The 18,209-nt window shown below is 35.7% G+C and carries 17 protein-coding genes and 2 riboswitches; of the genes, 8 read left to right on the top strand and 9 right to left on the bottom strand.

The window, feature by feature from the left end; genetic code table 11:
• The first annotated feature begins 122 nt into the window (after window positions 1-122).
• The 3 genes from ABH959_RS05535 to ABH959_RS05525 all read left to right on the top strand — a co-directional run bounded on the left by ABH959_RS05535 (window position 123) and on the right by ABH959_RS05525 (window position 2,842).
• Window positions 123-818: a helix-turn-helix transcriptional regulator gene (locus tag ABH959_RS05535; RefSeq protein ID WP_002014995.1), complete on the top strand. Its 696-nt coding sequence runs from the start codon at window positions 123-125 to the stop codon at window positions 816-818.
• 279 nt (window positions 819-1,097) lie between these two features.
• Window positions 1,098-1,340, top strand: a complete 243-nt coding sequence (locus tag ABH959_RS05530; RefSeq protein WP_002015110.1) for a DUF2626 domain-containing protein — start codon at window positions 1,098-1,100, stop codon at window positions 1,338-1,340.
• A gap of 107 nt (window positions 1,341-1,447) precedes the next feature.
• Entirely contained in the window at window positions 1,448-2,842 is a 1,395-nt protein-coding gene (locus ABH959_RS05525) for an L-cystine transporter (RefSeq protein ID WP_002138338.1), read from the top strand.
• Window positions 2,843-3,241: 399 nt separating this feature from the next.
• On the opposite strand, the gene ABH959_RS05520 is transcribed toward ABH959_RS05525, so the two are convergent.
• A complete protein-coding gene (locus ABH959_RS05520; RefSeq protein WP_113935582.1) occupies window positions 3,242-3,457 on the bottom strand; it encodes a DUF3912 family protein in 216 nt (71 codons plus the stop codon).
• 252 nt (window positions 3,458-3,709) lie between these two features.
• Here ABH959_RS05520 and ABH959_RS05515 point away from each other — a divergent pair, with 252 nt between their 5' ends.
• The gene (locus tag ABH959_RS05515) at window positions 3,710-4,021 is read left to right on the top strand and encodes a hypothetical protein (RefSeq protein WP_002129099.1); all 312 of its coding nucleotides are present in this window, start codon (window positions 3,710-3,712) and stop codon (window positions 4,019-4,021) included.
• A 35-nt stretch (window positions 4,022-4,056) separates the two neighbouring features.
• On the opposite strand, the gene ABH959_RS05510 is transcribed toward ABH959_RS05515, so the two are convergent.
• The 6 genes from ABH959_RS05510 to ABH959_RS05485 all read right to left on the bottom strand — a co-directional run bounded on the left by ABH959_RS05510 (window position 4,057) and on the right by ABH959_RS05485 (window position 11,923).
• A complete protein-coding gene (locus ABH959_RS05510; RefSeq protein ID WP_002015119.1) occupies window positions 4,057-4,545 on the bottom strand; it encodes a hypothetical protein in 489 nt (162 codons plus the stop codon).
• A gap of 108 nt (window positions 4,546-4,653) precedes the next feature.
• Complete coding sequence (locus tag ABH959_RS05505) at window positions 4,654-5,031, bottom strand: nucleoside 2-deoxyribosyltransferase (protein ID WP_404445419.1); 378 nt, start codon at window positions 5,029-5,031, stop codon at window positions 4,654-4,656.
• 97 nt (window positions 5,032-5,128) lie between these two features.
• Window positions 5,129-5,371, bottom strand: a complete 243-nt coding sequence (locus ABH959_RS05500) for a DUF3966 domain-containing protein (protein ID WP_085960924.1) — start codon at window positions 5,369-5,371, stop codon at window positions 5,129-5,131.
• Window positions 5,372-5,615: 244 nt separating this feature from the next.
• On the bottom strand, window positions 5,616-6,674 hold the full coding sequence (locus ABH959_RS05495; protein ID WP_404492354.1) for an undecaprenyldiphospho-muramoylpentapeptide beta-N-acetylglucosaminyltransferase: 1,059 nt from the start codon (window positions 6,672-6,674) through the stop codon (window positions 5,616-5,618).
• A gap of 18 nt (window positions 6,675-6,692) precedes the next feature.
• Window positions 6,693-10,091, bottom strand: a complete 3,399-nt coding sequence (gene metH, locus ABH959_RS05490; protein ID WP_404492353.1) for a methionine synthase — start codon at window positions 10,089-10,091, stop codon at window positions 6,693-6,695.
• Window positions 10,091-11,923: a bifunctional homocysteine S-methyltransferase/methylenetetrahydrofolate reductase gene (locus ABH959_RS05485; protein WP_016100611.1), complete on the bottom strand. Its 1,833-nt coding sequence runs from the start codon at window positions 11,921-11,923 to the stop codon at window positions 10,091-10,093. The genes metH and ABH959_RS05485 overlap by 1 nt, the downstream gene beginning before the upstream one ends.
• A 70-nt stretch (window positions 11,924-11,993) precedes the next feature.
• A riboswitch (SAM riboswitch) is annotated at window positions 11,994-12,103 on the bottom strand.
• A gap of 202 nt (window positions 12,104-12,305) precedes the next feature.
• Window positions 12,306-12,419: riboswitch (SAM riboswitch) on the top strand.
• Window positions 12,420-12,508: 89 nt separating this feature from the next.
• On the opposite strand from ABH959_RS05485, the gene metI reads away from it, so the two are divergent.
• From metI to ABH959_RS05465, 4 genes are all read left to right on the top strand, one after another.
• Complete coding sequence (gene metI / locus ABH959_RS05480; RefSeq protein WP_002143142.1) at window positions 12,509-13,621, top strand: cystathionine gamma-synthase/O-acetylhomoserine thiolyase; 1,113 nt, start codon at window positions 12,509-12,511, stop codon at window positions 13,619-13,621.
• Entirely contained in the window at window positions 13,618-14,781 is a 1,164-nt protein-coding gene (gene metC, locus ABH959_RS05475) for a cystathionine beta-lyase (protein WP_002088638.1), read from the top strand. The genes metI and metC overlap by 4 nt, the downstream gene beginning before the upstream one ends.
• A gap of 160 nt (window positions 14,782-14,941) precedes the next feature.
• Window positions 14,942-15,454 (top strand): cysteine hydrolase family protein, encoded by a 513-nt coding sequence (locus tag ABH959_RS05470; protein ID WP_113935585.1) that lies wholly within the window; start codon window positions 14,942-14,944, stop codon window positions 15,452-15,454.
• A gap of 436 nt (window positions 15,455-15,890) precedes the next feature.
• Window positions 15,891-16,181, top strand: coding sequence for an ArsR/SmtB family transcription factor (locus ABH959_RS05465; RefSeq protein ID WP_000894375.1), 291 nt, complete (start codon window positions 15,891-15,893; stop codon window positions 16,179-16,181).
• Between the two features lie 150 nt (window positions 16,182-16,331).
• Here ABH959_RS05465 and ABH959_RS05460 read toward each other — a convergent pair whose 3' ends face one another.
• Window positions 16,332-17,444, bottom strand: a complete 1,113-nt coding sequence (locus ABH959_RS05460; RefSeq protein ID WP_219303545.1) for a class I SAM-dependent methyltransferase — start codon at window positions 17,442-17,444, stop codon at window positions 16,332-16,334.
• Window positions 17,445-17,453: 9 nt separating this feature from the next.
• Window positions 17,454-18,083 (bottom strand): MBL fold metallo-hydrolase, encoded by a 630-nt coding sequence (locus ABH959_RS05455; RefSeq protein ID WP_002088640.1) that lies wholly within the window; start codon window positions 18,081-18,083, stop codon window positions 17,454-17,456.
• Window positions 18,084-18,209: the final 126 nt, after the last annotated feature.

Genomic DNA, 18,209 nt, shown 5'->3' with positions numbered 1-18,209 from the left:
GGGGAAATATGTTTGTGAAATTATGAACAATTTCTGAATTATTGTCTGAAATTACCTATATGGAAGTTTATCTGTATTATAATGTTAATATCTTGGATAAAGTGATAAAGGTGGAGATCCTAATGGAACAAGCTTTAAAAATTACAGGTGTGTTATCTGACCCTACTCGTTATTACATTTATAAATATATTTCGCAAAAGCATAATTACGTAACTGTACAAGAAATTGCAGATGAGTTTAACATTCATCCAAACGTAGCGCGTTTACATTTATCTAAATTAGAAGATGTTAATATGCTCAAATCAGAAACAAAAAAAACTGGGAAAGGCGGAAGACCAAGCAGACTATACGTCTTGTCTCAAGATGTCATCCAGTTACAATTCCCATTTCGCGATTATCAATTATTAGCGCAGATAGCATTTAATTCACTGCTAAGCTTAGGTAGTGCTGGTGAAAAAGCGCTATATGAAACAGGGAAACAATTCGGCAAAGAATTAATGCAACAACATATGCATCGCTTAAATGTAAGTGCAGAAGCATTGACGATAGAACAAAAAATGCTAATCGCAAAAGAAGCATTCTCAACAGCGGGCTTATCCCCTGCTTTTGAATTAAGTACAGATGGCACAAAAATTTTCTATGATGTACACAATTGCCCGTTTAAAGAAGTTGCTGCGCATCATCCAACTGAAATTTGTAACATGCACGGAGATATGATGAAAGGGATTTTTGAAATCTTATTCCCGAACGTCGAATTAACACGAAACGATAGTCTACTAGATGGATGCAAATCTTGTAACTATAAAGTGAAACTTTAATCAGTGGGGGGTGTTCTTCCCCCACTGATTATTAGCTTTCACCAATCGGGCTTTTACGGGCAGTTATCTCCCACCTAACTTCTTTGCTCAAGCCGAATTTTGAGGTGGGAGTTTTACTGCCAACAAATAGCGGGATAAAGTTCAAATTTAGTTTTTCAACTAAGAAGAAGTCAATATTATAATTGACTTCTTTTTATATGAATGAATATTTACAATAGTTAGAAAAATAAACTATAATGAAAAGAGGTTTTACTTTTTTTAGAAAAGGAGGGAGATGGCATGGAGCGCATGTTTCGCGTTCTCGGCTTTTGGACTGGAATTTTCTCGGTTATGTTTTACGTAGGGGATATGCATTCGACTGCACTACTATTTTTAGGACAAACAGGATTCTTCGTACTTTTAAGTTATTTAAAATTAACAGAGCGTATGTATATATACGTATTCGGGGCATATTTAACCGTTTTCTTCATCGGATTTACATGGTACACAACATTTTTACTTGTCCCTGGAGCTGGGCATTAAGAGATGGCAAATTGCCATCTTTTTTTTAATCCCGCAATTCCCTAGTTGACTTATAGGTTTTATTACCTTATATTCTATATAACACATTGGAATTAGGGGGAATCAACATGAATACACTGCTTGTCGGGATTAACATCACAGTCATGCTCATTTTAGTTGGCGTATTGTATTATATGCAACGTAAGCATGTATCTTTTAATAAACGTGTATTTACTGCTTTAGGAGTCGGAATTATCTTTGGTCTTATATTACAATTTATTTATGAACCTACTTCTAAAGTAATTATCGAATCAAATACCTGGTTTAGTTTAATTGGTAACGGTTATGTGAAATTACTTCAAATGATCGTTATGCCACTTATTTTAGTATCTATTATTTCAGCATTTACAAAATTACAATTAACGAAAAACCTTGGTAAAATCAGTGGTCTTATTATCGGAATTTTAATTCTTACTACAGGAATTGCCGCAGCTGTCGGTATAGCTGCAAGCGCAGGATTTGATGTATCAGCGACAGGATTACAACAAGGTGATGCAGAATCTGCTCGTCTGAAATTAGTAGAAGAAAGATTTACCTCTATTGAAAAGACAACAATTCCAGACAAATTGTTAGAACTGTTGCCTACGAATCCTTTTCTTGATTTAACAGGTGCTCGTCCAACATCAACAATTTCTGTTGTAATATTTGCAGCCTTTATCGGGATTGCCTTTATAGGTGTAAAACGAAAATATCCAGAACAAGCAGAGCTATTTAAGAAAATGCTTGATGCTGTATATGCAATCGTAATGCGTATGGTAACATTAATTTTACGTCTTACTCCATACGGCGTATTAGCTCTGATGGCAAAGACAGTTGCTGGTAGCGATATTAACGCTATTTTAAAACTTGGTAACTTCGTGTTAGCATCTTACGTAGCTCTTATCGTAATGTTTATCATTCACTTATTATTAATCGCATTATCTGGTTTAAATCCAATTCAATATTTGAAAAAAGTGTTCCCTGTATTAACATTTGCATTCACATCTCGCTCTAGTGCTGGTGCAATGCCATTAAATATTGAAGCTCAAAAAGAAAAGCTTGGTATTTCTGAAGGAATCGCTAACTTCGCTGCATCCTTTGGGGTATCTATCGGTCAAAACGGTTGCGCAGGTATTTACCCAGCAATGCTTGCTATGATGGTCGCTCCAACTGTAGGAATCGATCCATTACAACCACAATTTATTTTAACTTTAATCGCTGTCGTTGCTATTAGCTCATTCGGTGTTGCCGGCGTGGGTGGCGGTGCAACATTCGCAGCGTTAATCGTACTATCTACAATGAACTTACCAATCGGCATTGTCGCTCTTGTTATCTCGGTTGAACCATTAATCGATATGGGTCGTACGGCTCTTAACGTAAGTGGTTCTATGACAGCAGGTCTTATTTCTAGTAAATGGCTTGGTGAATTAGATCAAGATACGTACAATCAAGATGATGTAAAAACTGGTGAAATTGCTTCATAATAAAAAAGGACGCTAACAAAAATGTTAGCGTCCTTTTTTATTTCTTTTCATCTTCCTCTTTATCTTTTAAACATAAGGCATAACATATTGTTTCAAACACTATGTATAAAGCTCTACCGATTACTTCAACCATAGTAAAACACCACCTGTATATTAGAATAGATAATTATAAATAAATTATATATCTTTTCGGATTTTTATAAAAATTACATTTTTGTAAGGTTTTATAAAAACCAATCTTTATACTTCTACTAAAAACTCTTCTAGTTGCTCTTTTAACTCCAATGTAAAATCTCGTTCTTTATACTTCATTTCTATCTCCTTACACATAAAAAAAGAGAATACAATAACATATTCTCTTTTCTCAAATATATTTCACTATCTCACAGCCCGTCCCTTTCACAAATAGCCATTTTGCTCACACCATTTATGAAATTGTCCTACATCTACTCCAACTAACACGATATCCTTTAGCTCTACAGCAATACTTTGTTCCCCAATTACAATAGCAAAATGGGATTCTAATTGTTTTTCATTTTTCTTTACAGTTCCAATTCGGTTCCGATGCGGCCCATCTTTTATATATGCTTTTTGTCCTACAATATCAAAGTTCAAGATTCTCACCTCTTTTACTGCGCTCAAATTGGAAATACAATCTCCACCTCGGAAAATTTCCTTTCATTGCACTATTTCTCTATATATATGACGAAACAATAAAAGAGTCCTTCCTTCTTTACAATTATTTTTTCTTTGTTTCATTTTTATGATTGAAACGTAAAGTTTATAATAAAATACACTTGGAAGCGCTTTCTACGTATTTTTTTATGTTATAATATAAAAGTAGAACTTCGTAAAGAGGGTTAAAAAATGAATACAAACATGATTAACAAAGTAATTGAAGCATTAAAAGTATATGGCTTTCAGGATGTATCATTCTGTGAAGAAACGAAGCAATTTTTATTTCATAACGAAACCGATATTATGAGCGGCTATGCAGAAATAACATATAGTAGTCAATTCGAAAAATTTAACGTACAAATTCATCCAATTGAAACGCATCACCAAGCAGAGTTACAAGAGGTTGAAAGACATATACAAGCTTGCATACGAAAAGTAGAGTATTTAAATGCACTTCTTACTGGACAAACAAAGCTAGATGATAAAATTATTATTATGTAAAAAAAAAGAACGTGAAGCTATCACGTTCTTTTTCATTATACGTTCATTTTCCCCTTCAGCTGTAATCCTGTAACAGATTCTAATACATCCATCGCTTCTTCAAACGTCATATCAAAAATTGTCTTCTCTTCTATATAGGGAAACTGTCTAAAGCGCTTTTCTAACATTTTCACTGCATCCGATGTGAAGTTTGCGCTATCAATGCCAAATTCTGTTTCAAGAAGCACAATCCAATCTAACACATGAAAACCTAATCCATTTACGAATGAAATAAGTTTTTCTTCTGGCTGTGGAGATAAGAATACATTTCGCTCCAGCTCACTGAAAAGTTCTTCTCCTAAAATTCCTGCTAACTCATCATCATGTTCGCGTTCAATAATCTCTTCATAACCGTAATCATCAACAAGCTCTTCTACTTCTTCACTATCCGCAAAAAGCAATTGACTAAGAATTGCATCTTTCTTAAATTCACTGTTTTGTACAACCTCTAAAAAACTTGTTTCCCATCCATTTTCTAATTTCATATTTATAACTCCTTTATATGCTTTACTTATAATAACTGTGCCCAAAATAGCCTAATGGTAACCTTCACTCTTTTTTTGCAAAAAATATTTCTCGCTGCATTCCCACGTCTAACATTCCACCTTATTCAATATATATGAGACAAGTCCCTCAATTTCTCCTTTGAAAATATCAACTTCTCGTAAATGATAGAATGTAGTTTGCAACTCATTGCCCCTGTGATATATATAAATTTTCTTTTCTAAAGCAATTGCCATCCCTAATTCTGTATGACTTCCATTCCCACCCTCTAGTATGAGTAAGAAAACATCAGCTTCTCGTATCGCTTCTTGTTCTTCTTCACCAATCTTTTGCAATTGTTCTCTATTGGTTGCTCTTTCATTTTTCGTCCAATCATATGTATGCTGCCATCCCACTTCTTTCAACTGGCTTGATACGAAACGAACAAGATGTTTATTTTGAAATCCTGAAGCAATATAAAATTTCATTTATATTCACTCCTTAAATATGTATGGGGAAACTCCTTTTTTAGCGTTAATGGGATTTTTTCAAAAAAAATCCCCATCCTTAGAACTTATTTGCGTTTCAATGATGGGGTGCCTCATGATCTTCTTTTATTTTTTGTTTTTTATAACTTTCATCAGCTAACATTTCTAGTTCAGCTGTTATTTCTGATTTTTCAAGCTCTCGTTCTTGTGAAAATTTCCGTGAAATATAAACAATAACACTACCAACGTACAACACAAAGCATATAATAAGTGCAGTATTTTCATAGAGACTTAGCTCCAACACAGTCACTCCTAATCCATTCGTATTTTCACGCTTAATCAATTGGAATTTCCCTATTAACCATTTGTTACCCCGCTATTTGAGGGCAGTAAGACCCCCACCTCAAAATTCAGCGAAAACAAAGAAGTTAGGTATGGGATTAACTGCCCGTAAAAGCCCGATTGGTGAGGGCTAATAATCAGTGGGGATGAACCCCCCACTGATTAAAGTTTCACTTTATTGTAACATAAAAATATTAATTCTTGGAATCTTTCATCCTACTAAAAAAGACATGATTGTTTAATCATGCCTCTGAAATATGTTGAATGATAGTTTTAATCGCTTCTTTCCCATTATATTTTTTTAATGCTGTTTTATACGTCTCATTATTATGAGATAGCTCTTCTATATGCTTTATAAGTGAGTTCACCGTTACATCCTCTTCATATAATACCGATGCATACCCTTGTCTTTTAAAGGATTCAGCATTTAAAATTTGATCTCCACGGCTTGCAAATTTCGATAACGGAATTAACACCATCGGCTTTTGCATTGTTAAAAATTCAAAAATCGCGTTGGATCCCGCACGTGAAATAACAAAATCTGTTGCTGCTAATATATCCGGAAACTCTTCATGTACATATTCAAATTGTCTATATCCTTCTTTATTTTGTAAGGATTCATCAAGATTTCCTTTTCCGCAAAGATGCACAATTTGATAATTTTTCAGAAGATCTGGAAGTGCCGATCGAACCGTTTCATTAATTTTCTTTGCGCCTAAACTTCCTCCCATAACAGTAATAACTGATTTCTTCCGGGAAAACCCTAGAAACTTTAAACCTTTTTCAAGATTTCCTCTTAGTACGTCTTCACGTACAGGCGATCCTGTATATATTACTTTTTCTTTCGGTAAATGTTTCGCTGCTTCTTCAAATGTAACAAATATTTTCGAGGCAAAACGGAGCGCAATTTTATTTGCTAGTCCAGGTGTCATATCAGATTCATGTAATAAAACTGGCACCCTATTTAGCCACCCTCCTATTACGACTGGTACGGATACGAAACCACCTTTTGAAAAAATAACATCCGGTTTTAGTTTACGAATTGTTACGTACGCATCCATAACACCCTTCATCACGAGAAAAGGATCTTTTATATTTTTCAAATCAAAATAACGACGTAGCTTCCCGCTTGCAATACTATGGTATGGGATTCCTTCTTTTTCTATAATCGTTTTCTCAATCCCTTGATGAGAACCAATATAAGAGATATCCCAGTTCTGCTTTTGTAAATGTGGAATAATTGCTAAATTAGGTGTTACATGCCCGGCCGAACCGCCACCTGTAAAGACTATTTTTTTCATACGTCTCCCCCTTCTACACTATAGTACACTAAAATACCTTGCCTCAGGGTGAGAAAATACCATAGCCGTTACAGACGCTTCTGGCTCCATCATAAATCCTTCTGTTAATGAAATACCTATTTCTTCTGGATGAATTAAGCGAAATAATTTTTCTTGATCAGCAAGTTCTGGGCATGCTGGATAACCAAATGATACGCGTATTCCTCTATATTTTGTACGGAATCTCTCTTCCATCGTCAGTTCAGGTGAATCTGGAATTCCCCAACGATCACGAATGAGCATATGTGTTTTTTCAGCAAGTCCTTCTGCTAATTCAAGTGCTAACGACTGAATCGCATGACTGCGTAAATAATCTCCCTTCGCCTTCCATTCCTCTGCAATATCTCGAACCCCTTCTCCAACGGTAACAGATAAGAAAGCGACATAATCCATCTCATCTCCAATCGGGCGTATATAATCTCCTAAAGTACGGTATGGTGCTTTCCCTTGTCTCGGAAATTCAAATCGCTCTATAATACGTGTGTGATCTTCCGGATCGTATATAATTATATTTTGTCCATCACTTTGCGCCGGGAAAAATTGATACACCGCTTTTGGGCGTAACCAAAATTGTCCTTCTTGTAATAATTCATCAATTAAATCATTTAGCTCATGTGCTCTTTTATCCCCTTCTTGCAAGAGTTTTTTTACGTTTCCTTTTAACCCAAGATGGTGTCCAATTAACATTTGTCTATTTAAAAACGGTGCAAGATGAAGGGCAGGAATATCCCGTAATACAACTCGTTTCGTCGAATCTGGCACTATAACAGTTGCTTTTGGCAACGGCTCAATAACTGCAGGAATTTCTATTTTTTTCTCCTCTTGTTTCACAATATGAAGATGGCGTTCCTTTTTATCTCGCTTCATCTTTTCACGTTCTTCTTCTTTTTGTAATTTGTTAATAATATCAAGACCTGTCATTGCATCACTTGCATAACATACGAGCCCTTTATAAGATGGAGAAATACGATTATCTGTAAATTTCCTCGTTAGTGCTGCACCACCTACAACAATTGGAATATCAATATTCGCTGCTTTTAAATCTTCAGCAGTCGTTACCATTTGTTGCGCTGATTTTACTAACAAACCAGAAAGGCCAATAATATCAGGTTTCTTTTCTTGTACTTCTTGAACAATTCGATCCGAACGAACATTAATTCCTAAATTAATAATTTCATATCCGTTATTTGATAAAATAATTTCAACAAGGTTTTTCCCAATATCATGTACGTCTCCTTTAACAGTCGCTAATAATACTTTCCCTTTTTTTGCACTCTCACTAGATTCCATATGTGGCTCTAAATAACTTACGGCAGCTTTCATACTTTCAGCACTTTGCAATACTTCAGCAACGATAAGCTCATTACCATTAAATAATCGCCCCACCTCATCCATTCCTGTCATAAGCGGCCCGTTAATAATATCCAGAGGTTTTCGTCCTTCTGTAAGCGCGAGACTTAGATCTTCTTGTAGTCCTTGCTTCGTACCTTCTACAATATAATTTGCCAGTCGTTCATCAAGTGTTAGCGTTTCTTGTATAACGACATCTTTCTTTTTGGCAACACGATAAAAGTTTGTAAATTTTTCTAACGTCTCTTTCGTCGTTTCAAATAATAATGCATCCGCAAGACGTTTTTCTTCCTCTGGAATTAACGCATAGCGTTCTAATTTTTCCGTATTAACAATCGCATAATCTAATCCTGCTTTCGTTGCATGATATAGAAAGACAGAGTTTAATACTTCACGTCCAGCTGGTGGTAAACCAAAAGATATATTACTCACACCTAGAATCGTTAAACATTCTGGTAACGCTTCTTTAATAAGACGAATTCCTTCTATAGTCGCTGCCGCTGAACCTATATATTCTTCATCACCTGTTCCTACAGGAAACACAAGCGCATCAAAAATAATATCAGATGGGCGTATACCATACTTTTTCGTTAGTAATTCATAGCTTCTTTTAGCAATCTCTATCTTTCTTTCTGCACTAACTGCCATACCATCTTCATCAATTGTCCCTACAACTATCGCAGCACCGTATTTCCGAAGAAGGGGTGTCACTTTTTCAAAACGTTCTTCTCCATCCTCTAAATTAATAGAATTGATAACACCTTTTCCTTGAATATAAGTAAGAGCTTTCGCCATAACATTTTCATCTGTTGAATCAATCATAATCGGTACTTTTAACACTTTCGTAACTTCTGCCAAGAATCTTTCCATATCTTCTATTTCATCACGATCAGGGTCTGCCATACAAATATCAATAATATGAGCATTTTTCTTCACTTGCGCTCTTGCCACTTCAGCAGCCTCTTCAAATTTCCCTTCTGCTACTAATCTTTTAAACTTACGCGATCCAATTACATTCGTCCTTTCTCCAACAAATAAAGGCCTCATAGAATCATCATATTGCAACGCTTCTAGTCCACTAATTCCATGTCCAACCCTTTCATGATGCTCACGAGGATTAATCGAGGCAAGCGCTGATTTCATTACACGTATATGTTCTGGTGTTGTGCCACAACAACCACCAATAATATTAATCCATCCTTCTTCAGCAAAACGTTTTACTTTTTCAGCAAGTGACGCTGGAGATTCGTGATAATGCCCATCTTCATCAGGAAGACCAGCGTTTGGATAACACGAAATATAACACTCCGATAAATCAGATAGGGAACGTATATGTTCCCTCATAAATTCTGGACCAGTAGCACAGTTTAATCCAACCGATAATGGCTTCATATGCTCTACCGATAAATAAAAGGCTTCGATCGCTTGACCCGCTAAAGTCGTTCCCATCGGTTCAATTGTTCCAGAAATCATAATAGGTACTATTTTGTTTAGTTCTTCAAACGCCGATTGAATTCCAATGTACGCAGCTTTCACATTACGCATATCTTGACTCGTTTCAACGAGTAATACATCAACTTCTCCTCTTAATAGTCCTCTCGCTTGCCTTGTATAGGCTTCAATTAACTCTTCAAAAGTCACACCACCTGTAACACTAATCGCTTTCGTCGTTGGTCCCATCGCTCCCGCAACATACACTTCTTTCCCACTTTCTTTAACCGCTTGCTTCGCCAAAAGCGCTGCCCTTTCGTTTAACTCTTCATCTAAATGAGACAATGCATAATCACTTAATACAATATTTGTTGCACCAAACGTATTCGTTTCAATAATATCTGCTCCAGCTTCAATGTAGACTTTATGAATATTTAAAATAACATCCGGTCTTGTTTTTACTAAATATTCATTACAACCTTCGTATTCTTCTCCTCCAAAATCTTCCGCTGTTAAGTCTTCTTGCTGGATCATCGTTCCCATTGCACCATCTAATATTAAAATTTCATGTTGTAATCTCTCTTCTATTCGTTTCATCAATTAATACCTTCTTTCACTTCTTGCTTTTCTCTCACATATTTCACGAGATGTTCTGTAATTTCATATTTTAAAAACGGTGTAATAAGATAAATACCGTTAAAGTATTTCATCGCCGCATCGATCAACTCCTGTGAAATACGAATCCCTTCCTCTATGGCTGCCTCTTTCGTTTCATGTCCATCCATTCTTTGTCTTATCTCTTCAGGGAGAGTAATACCCGGCACTTCAAAATGAAGAAAATCTGCGTTCCGCTTACTTACTAACGGCATAATTCCAATAAAGATAGGTTGTTCCAAATGCTTTGTCGCTTCATATACTTCTTCTATTAAAGCAACATCATATATCGGCTGCGTTAAGAAATATTCAGCACCAGCATCAATTTTTCGTTCCATTCGCTTGACCGCTGCTTTTAAATGCCTTACATGAGGATTGAATGCCCCTCCGACAGAAAATCTTGTTGCCGGACCAATTGATTTCCCTAAAATAGAGCGTCCGTCGTTCATCTCTTTAATCATTTTAATGAGCTCTATCGATGACAAATCATATACAGAAGTTGCACCTGGGAAATCACCAACGCGCGCTGGATCACCAGTTAAAGCTAGCACTTCCTCCATACCTAATGCTGATAATCCAAGTAAGTGAGACTGTAGTCCAATGACGTTATGGTCTCTACACGTTAAATGCGTCAATACTGGAATATCATGCTTCGTTAATAATGCACCCATAGCCATATTCGAAACACGAGGAGATGCTAATGAATTATCTGCTAGAGTAATAGCATCCGCTCCAGCCCTTTTCAGTGCTCTTGCCCCTTCAAAAAAACGCTGCGTGTCTAACGTTTTCGGTGGATCTAATTCCACTACAACTGTCGTTTGTTTCTTTGCCTTTTCTGCTAGAGTAACATGAGCTCTCGAACGCTTCTCATGTGTATGGACCACTTTAGGCCTTTGAATCGTCTCCTTTGCTATTACAGGTGCAACATTTAGAGTAGCACGTTTCATTCCTTCAATATGTTCCGGGGTAGTACCACAACAACCACCTAATAAACGAATACCTTGTTCAATAAATTTCGGTGTCATTTCTTCAAAATACGCTGGACTTCCCTCATATACGTAACGCCCTTCCACATAATTCGGGAGACCTGCATTCGGATATGCTGATAAATAGCCATTTTGAGGAATCGATATCATTTTGAAAGCTTCCGTCATGTGAAGCGGGCCTAGTTGACAGTTCAACCCAACAACATTGGCACCGTAATCTAAAAGCTGTTTTAATATTTCATTGACATCATTCCCATTTTGAGTCGTACCTGCCTCATGTAACGCTAACTGAGCAACAATCGGAATATTCGTTTGTTTACGCAATACTTTAACCGCATGCAATAATTCAAATTCATCATAAAAAGTTTCTAATAGTAATCCATCAACCTGTTCTTCTAGTAAAGCACCTGCCTGCTCAAGTAACATAAATTCTCGCTCTATATCAGTCGTTGTAACAGCACCAATATGTTTCATACCTCCAATTGTCCCTAAAATTGCATTCCGATCTGTTACTGATGCTTTCGCAATATTCACTGCCGCTTTATTAATTTGGACAACTTGATTTTCTAGACCATACATGCGGAGTTTCGCTTCATTCGCACCATACGTATTCGTTTGAATAACATCCGCTCCAGCAGCTACATATTGTTTATGGATCGATATAATTAAGTCCGGGTCAGACAAATTCAATTCTTCAAAACTACTTTGTAAACCATGCGAATGTAATAACGTTCCAACCGCACCATCACCTATTACAATTCCTTTTGATAATAAATCTAGTAATTTCACGAATCTCCCTCATTTCTATCAATATAAAAACCCCCTCTTCACTTTGAAGAGGGGGACATAATTGTTCCTCCTCTTATTATGCAAAACACACGTTTTGCAGGTTTTAGCACCGTTTCAAACATTTAGTTTGAAGGTTGCCGGGTTTCACAGGGCCTTTCCCTCCACCGCTCTCAATAAGAGTTTGTCTTTATTATTTTATTTATGTAGCTAAAAGGAAATACGTTCCCCTTTTAACAATGTTTGTTAATTTTTTATAAATTTAGCACGCACTAAAATAAAAGTCAATGACACTTGCGGAAAAATAAAAATTATTTAAAATAAAGTTGCAATTCAAATATCTTTTGTTGTAAAGTTAAAACCATAATAAAATTTCATACGAACATTCTTATCTAGAGAGGTAGAGGGACTGGCCCTTTGACGCCTCAGCAACCATTAACATTCATTCGTTAATAAGGTGCTAATTCCAGCAAATTGTGAAAGATTTGACAGATGAGAAGAAGACTCTATTCAATCCGAAAGCCTTCTTCTTAGAAGGCTTTTTTTATTTTCACTTAGTCGTTCACTTTAAAAAGGGGGAATTTTCACATGTCAACAATCGAAACAAAACTAGCACAAATCGGGAACCGTAGCGAAGCTACAACAGGAACGGTTAATCCACCTGTTTATTTCTCAACTGCTTATCGTCACGAAGGAATTGGTAAATCTACTGGATTTGACTATTCAAGAACTGGAAATCCGACTCGTGGCCTTTTAGAACAGGCAATTGCAGACTTAGAAAGCGGTGAGCAAGGGTATGCCTGTAGTTCAGGAATGGCGGCTGTTCTCCTTGTCCTTTCACTATTCCGTTCCGGAGATGAGCTTATCGTATCTGAAGACTTATACGGGGGAACATATCGTCTATTTTCCGAACATGAAGACAAGTGGAATATTCGATGTAGATACGTAGATACACAATCTATTAAACAAATTGAGCAAGCAATCACATCTCAAACGAAGGCTATTTTCATAGAAACACCGACTAATCCATTAATGCAAGTAACTGATATCGTAAGTGTAGCAAGTGTAGCGAAAAGGCACGGACTACTTCTTATTGTAGATAACACGTTCTATACACCTTATATACAGCAACCATTAACAGAAGGTGCAAACATCGTCCTTCATAGCGCAACTAAATATTTAGGCGGTCATAACGATGTACTAAGCGGACTTGTCGTTGCGAAAGGGAAATCTCTTTGCGAGGAGCTTGCTCATTATCATAATGCCTCTGGTGCTGTCTTAAGCCCGTTTGATTCATGGCTATTAATTCGAGGGATGAAGACTTTAGCACTTCGCATGAAACAGCATGAAGAAAACGCTCATGCAATTGTTGCTTATTTAAATGATGAAGATGGTGTGACAGATGTATTTTATCCAGGAAGAGGTGGTATGATTTCATTTCGCCTTCAAGATGAAACTTGGATTAATCCTTTCTTACAATCTTTATCCTTAATTACATTTGCTGAAAGTCTTGGCGGCGTCGAAAGTTTAATGACTTATCCAGCAACGCAAACTCATGCCGACATTCCAGAAGATGTTCGAACAGCACGTGGTGTGTGTAATCGTCTTCTCCGTTTTTCAGTCGGCATCGAAAATAGCAACGACTTAATTCAAGACTTAAAGCAAGCAATTAAACTTGTAAAAGAAGGTGTAAGAATATGAGTTATTCCATAGATACGCTTTTACTGCATAATCAATACAAGCATGACTCACACACAGGAGCTGTTAACGTTCCCATCTATAACACATCAACATTCCATCAGTTTGATGTAGATGCTTTCGGAAAGTATGACTATAGTAGATCTGGAAATCCAACACGTGAAGCTCTTGAAGATATCATTGCTTTATTAGAAGGCGGGACAAAAGGATTTGCCTTTGCATCAGGCATTGCAGCCATTTCTACTGCATTTCTCCTTCTTTCACAAGGTGACCATGTTCTTATTTCAGAAGATGTATATGGAGGCACTTATCGAATTGTTACTGAAGTTCTCTCCCGTTATGGTGTTTCACATACATTTGTTGATATGACCAATGTGGAAGAAGTAAAAGAAAACATTAAACCAAATACGAAGCTCTTTTATGTAGAAACACCTTCTAACCCACTTTTAAAAGTGACAGATATTCGTGCTGTTTCTAATCTTGCAAAATCTATTGGTGCTCTTACTTTTGTTGATAATACATTTTTGACACCACTATTTCAAAAACCGCTTGATCTTGGCGCTGATGTCGTTCTTCATAGCGCTACAAAGTTTATTGCTGGTCATAGCGATGTCACCGCCGGATTAGCTGTCGTAAAAGATGAAGAACTCGCTCAAAAGCTCGGCTTTCTACAAAACGCTTTTGGTGCTATTTTAGGACCGCAAGATTGTTCTCTCGTGCTTCGCGGCATTAAAACATTGCATGTACGTCTCGAACATTCAGCTGCAGGTGCCAACAAAATCGCACATTTTTTACAAGAGCACACTAAAGTTCAAAATGTCTATTATCCTGGCTTACAAACACATCTTGGATTTGACATTCAACAATCTCAAGCTACATCAGCCGGAGCTGTCCTATCTTTCACTTTACAATCAGAAGACGCACTCCGCCAATTTTTATCAAAAGTAAAATTACCTGTCTTCGCAGTTAGTTTAGGAGCTGTCGAATCGATTCTTTCCTACCCAGCTAAAATGTCACATGCAGCACTGTCGCAAGAAGCTCGTGATGAAAGAGGTATTTCTAATTCATTACTTCGGTTATCCGTTGGCCTTGAAAATGTTGACGATTTAATATCCGATTTTGAAAATGCCCTTTCTTATGTAGAAGAGCCTGTAAATGCATAGGACGAACAGAAGATATGAAATTAAGTTTTCATATCTTCTTTTTTATGCCGTTAAGTATATTTTTTACTTTTCGTATAGTTCATAAAAAACGAAAGAGCACCATCTATTTCCAAGTAATGAATTAATTGATATATTAAAAAGTAAAAAAGGGGCAAAAATAATGGATACTTGTGCAGATGTTTTAATCGTTATCGATTTACAAAATGGGGTATGTTATAACGGAGAGCATTTATTTGATTTACAAAACTTGCTTACAAAAGTAAATAAAAGAATTTCTTCCTATAGAAAATCAAATAAACCAATCATTTTTGTTCAACATTGTGATGATGATTTAGTACCCGAAAAAGAACTTTGGGCTATTCATACCGATCTAGATGTTCAAGAACAAGATTTTTTTGTAAGAAAAACACATGCAAATTCATTTTATAAAACGAACTTAAAAGAGATTTTAGACCAATTATCTGTACATCATATTGAATTTTGTGGTGCCCAAACAGAGTACTGTATGGATGCTACGATTAAATTTGCCCATGGACTAGGATACGAAAACTTCATGATACAGAAAACAACCTCTACGTTAAATAATCCATTTATGTCCGCAAAAGAGACAATTAATTTTTATGAAAATATATGGAATCACAGATTTTTAAAATTGATACAAGATGAACTCTAGAATAAATGACTAATAACTTGATCATTCTAAGATTTATCAGCCACATTCAAATATTTCATTATCACCATTATAAAGAAGCTGATCATAATCAGCTTCTTTTCTTTTAACCTGTTATATATTCTATATATAACATTATAATTCCTTTGTCATATTATTTTAAAAATTTTGTATATTCATTTGAAAGAATAAGAAAATCATGATAAAATTGTGTTACGAATATATCTATATCTTTCAATTTTTGAAACGCATCAAAATTTTCACTCAAAAATGTCATTTTACAAAACTGTGCAAATTTATCTATTTTATTTACATCAGGGTCTCTTTTCTTACAATTTCTTTACTTTAGGACTTTTTTTCTGCAACAACTGTTTTCTTTTCTTTGATTTTTTGGTATGTATAGTATGGTATAACAGCTCACACGGAGGTGGAAAAGAACATGTTAGAAACCTTTCAAAAAGAAATAGAACTATATGAAAGCAATGCAGAATTATTGAAAGTGCTTGCTCATCCTGTTCGCTTATGTATTGTAAAGGGATTAATTGAACGTGGCCCAAGCAACGTTTCTACAATGTACACAGGCTTAAACATGCCACAATCTACAATTTCACAGCATTTAGCAAAGTTAAAAAGTGCTAAAATCGTTTCTAGTGAAAGAAAAGGATTGGAAATTTACTACAAAGTAGAAAACGAAACAATTATTCAACTCGTTCGTGTATTATTAGGTTAGGGACCTATAGACAGAGAAAAAGAGTGTATTCTATATTTTTCATCTCATATCTTTAATATAAATATATATCATGAGAGAAAATATATAATGCTACATAATTAAAAGTCGTATTAAAAAACAAGACACAGAAAATACTGTGTCTTGTTTTTTTCATATCGTTAAATATTGATTCAAAAGTAAATTCTTCATATCTTTTGTGTGTATAACAACATCGAAAGCATTACCTAATCCTCCGTTCAAAATCATAGAGCGAATAGCTCTATTTAGTTTTTGAGTTTCAGAAAAAGGGTTGGTATCTTGATGGCTAGCAAGCTGATCTAATATTCCTGCTGCTAACAAAAACTCTGATTGCTTCCTATGCCATATCGTATTAATTCCGTGCAGCTCAAAATTCATCTTCAACTCATCCCAATGAACATGCGTAGTAAGGTCCATTTCTCCTGGATATGCAAGAGGATTACGAATTAGCTTGTGCTTATAATATCCTCTTAAACTTCCTTCACGATGTGCAGGATGCATCCATTCTTCTTTTGTATATCCATAATCAACTGTAATACATATACCTTTCTGAAACCATTTCGCAATCTCTTCTATATACTCTTCCATTGCAATAGGCACTTCAAAGCGCTGTCCCTCAGCAATATGAATGTTATATTTCAATAAGTAACGACCGACTCTTTTCTCTATCGGTCTAAATACTTCTGTAAGGTTTCCCTCATCTGTATACGTGATACGTACTTCATACAAAATTCCATTTCTTTTCTCAACTATCTCAACAGGAAACGCATCAAATAATTCATTCGAAAAAATAATTCCTTCGAAAGACTCTCCCATTTCAATATAAGATGTATAATACGACACATTATCAAATAAGCAAAGCCTCTCCTGTTGTAGCCTTCTATGAAAAGGGCTCACTTCAATAATTGAATAGTTTAAATTGATAAAGGTTTCCGGAGATAATTGTTTCCATTCTTGTAAAACATCATAGGCAAACTTTCCTGTTCCCCCACCAATCTCACAAATATTTGGAGAAACTTCTCCCTTTTCAACAAGCCGAATAAAAAACTTAGCAAAAGTCTTCGCAAATACAGAAGATACATTGCTACTCGTAAAAAAATCTCCCTGTCTTCCAATTTTTTCACGTTCTCTCATATAATACCCATGTTCCTCTGCATATAATACGAGATTCATATACGTACTATATGAAATCGAATGATCCTTTTCTTTTCCCATCCATTCTCTTAAATTGAGCTCCATCCCCATAATGACTCCTTATTGTAAAAATGGATTATTTTCTTTTTCAAAACCAATGCTTGTTTCTGGACCGTGTCCACATAGCACCGCTGTTTCATCTGGTAATACAAATAATTTCTCTTCAATACTTCCAATTAATTCAGCAAAACTTCCACCAGGTAAATCCGTTCTTCCAATACTCATTTGGAACAATACATCTCCAGAAAATACAGCATTCGCTTCTTTACTATAATAAGAAATACTTCCTGGAGAATGTCCTGGTGTCTCAAAAATTTCAAAACTAAAAGAACCGATCGTTAATGTACCCTCTTCGTCAATAATATGATCTGCTGGTTTTGCTGTAATACTGCGGTTCATCATAAAAATTTGCGAGCCATTCACAGTTGCATCGCCTAACCAATTCGCTTCTTCTTTATGTACGTATACCGGAATATGAAAAGCGTCTCTCACGGCATCAACAGCACCAATATGATCAAAGTGAGCATGTGTTAATAAAACCGCAAGTGGCTTTAACTGCGCTTCCTGTAAATATGTAACAAGTTTCTCTCCTTCATGACCAGGATCAAAAATAATACACTCATTTTGATCATTCTTTAAAATATAAGCATTTGTTTGTAATGGGCCTAAAGGCATTTGTATCCATTTCATATGAAAATCTCCTCCAGTTATTTAATTTACTTTTAATGATACAACATTTCTTTCTCTTAGGAAAAGAAGGCGTGTCATCTCGACAATCATTTTTAAAACATGTACAATATAAAAGAGTAAATATTC

Source organism: Bacillus sp. RC51 (assembly GCF_044908115.1).
In the GTDB taxonomy this organism is placed as follows: Bacteria; Bacillota; Bacilli; order Bacillales; family Bacillaceae_G; genus Bacillus_A; species Bacillus_A mycoides.
The sequence above is the reverse complement of the archived record's forward strand: the minus strand, read 5'-3'. Positions and strand labels throughout refer to the sequence as shown.

Coding starts and splice junctions, on each gene's coding strand:
- ABH959_RS05535 (WP_002014995.1), top strand. CDS start 123: ATGGAACAAGCTTTAAAAATTACAGGTGTGTTATCTGACCCTACTCGT.
- ABH959_RS05530 (WP_002015110.1), top strand. CDS start 1,098: ATGGAGCGCATGTTTCGCGTTCTCGGCTTTTGGACTGGAATTTTCTCG.
- ABH959_RS05525 (WP_002138338.1), top strand. CDS start 1,448: ATGAATACACTGCTTGTCGGGATTAACATCACAGTCATGCTCATTTTA.
- ABH959_RS05515 (WP_002129099.1), top strand. CDS start 3,710: ATGAATACAAACATGATTAACAAAGTAATTGAAGCATTAAAAGTATAT.
- ABH959_RS05510 (WP_002015119.1), bottom strand. CDS start 4,545: ATGAAATTAGAAAATGGATGGGAAACAAGTTTTTTAGAGGTTGTACAA.
- ABH959_RS05505 (WP_404445419.1), bottom strand. CDS start 5,031: ATGAAATTTTATATTGCTTCAGGATTTCAAAATAAACATCTTGTTCGT.
- ABH959_RS05495 (WP_404492354.1), bottom strand. CDS start 6,674: ATGAAAAAAATAGTCTTTACAGGTGGCGGTTCGGCCGGGCATGTAACA.
- metH (WP_404492353.1), bottom strand. CDS start 10,091: ATGAAACGAATAGAAGAGAGATTACAACATGAAATTTTAATATTAGAT.
- metI (WP_002143142.1), top strand. CDS start 12,509: ATGTCAACAATCGAAACAAAACTAGCACAAATCGGGAACCGTAGCGAA.
- metC (WP_002088638.1), top strand. CDS start 13,618: ATGAGTTATTCCATAGATACGCTTTTACTGCATAATCAATACAAGCAT.
- ABH959_RS05470 (WP_113935585.1), top strand. CDS start 14,942: ATGGATACTTGTGCAGATGTTTTAATCGTTATCGATTTACAAAATGGG.
- ABH959_RS05465 (WP_000894375.1), top strand. CDS start 15,891: ATGTTAGAAACCTTTCAAAAAGAAATAGAACTATATGAAAGCAATGCA.
- ABH959_RS05460 (WP_219303545.1), bottom strand. CDS start 17,444: ATGGGGATGGAGCTCAATTTAAGAGAATGGATGGGAAAAGAAAAGGAT.
- ABH959_RS05455 (WP_002088640.1), bottom strand. CDS start 18,083: ATGAAATGGATACAAATGCCTTTAGGCCCATTACAAACAAATGCTTAT.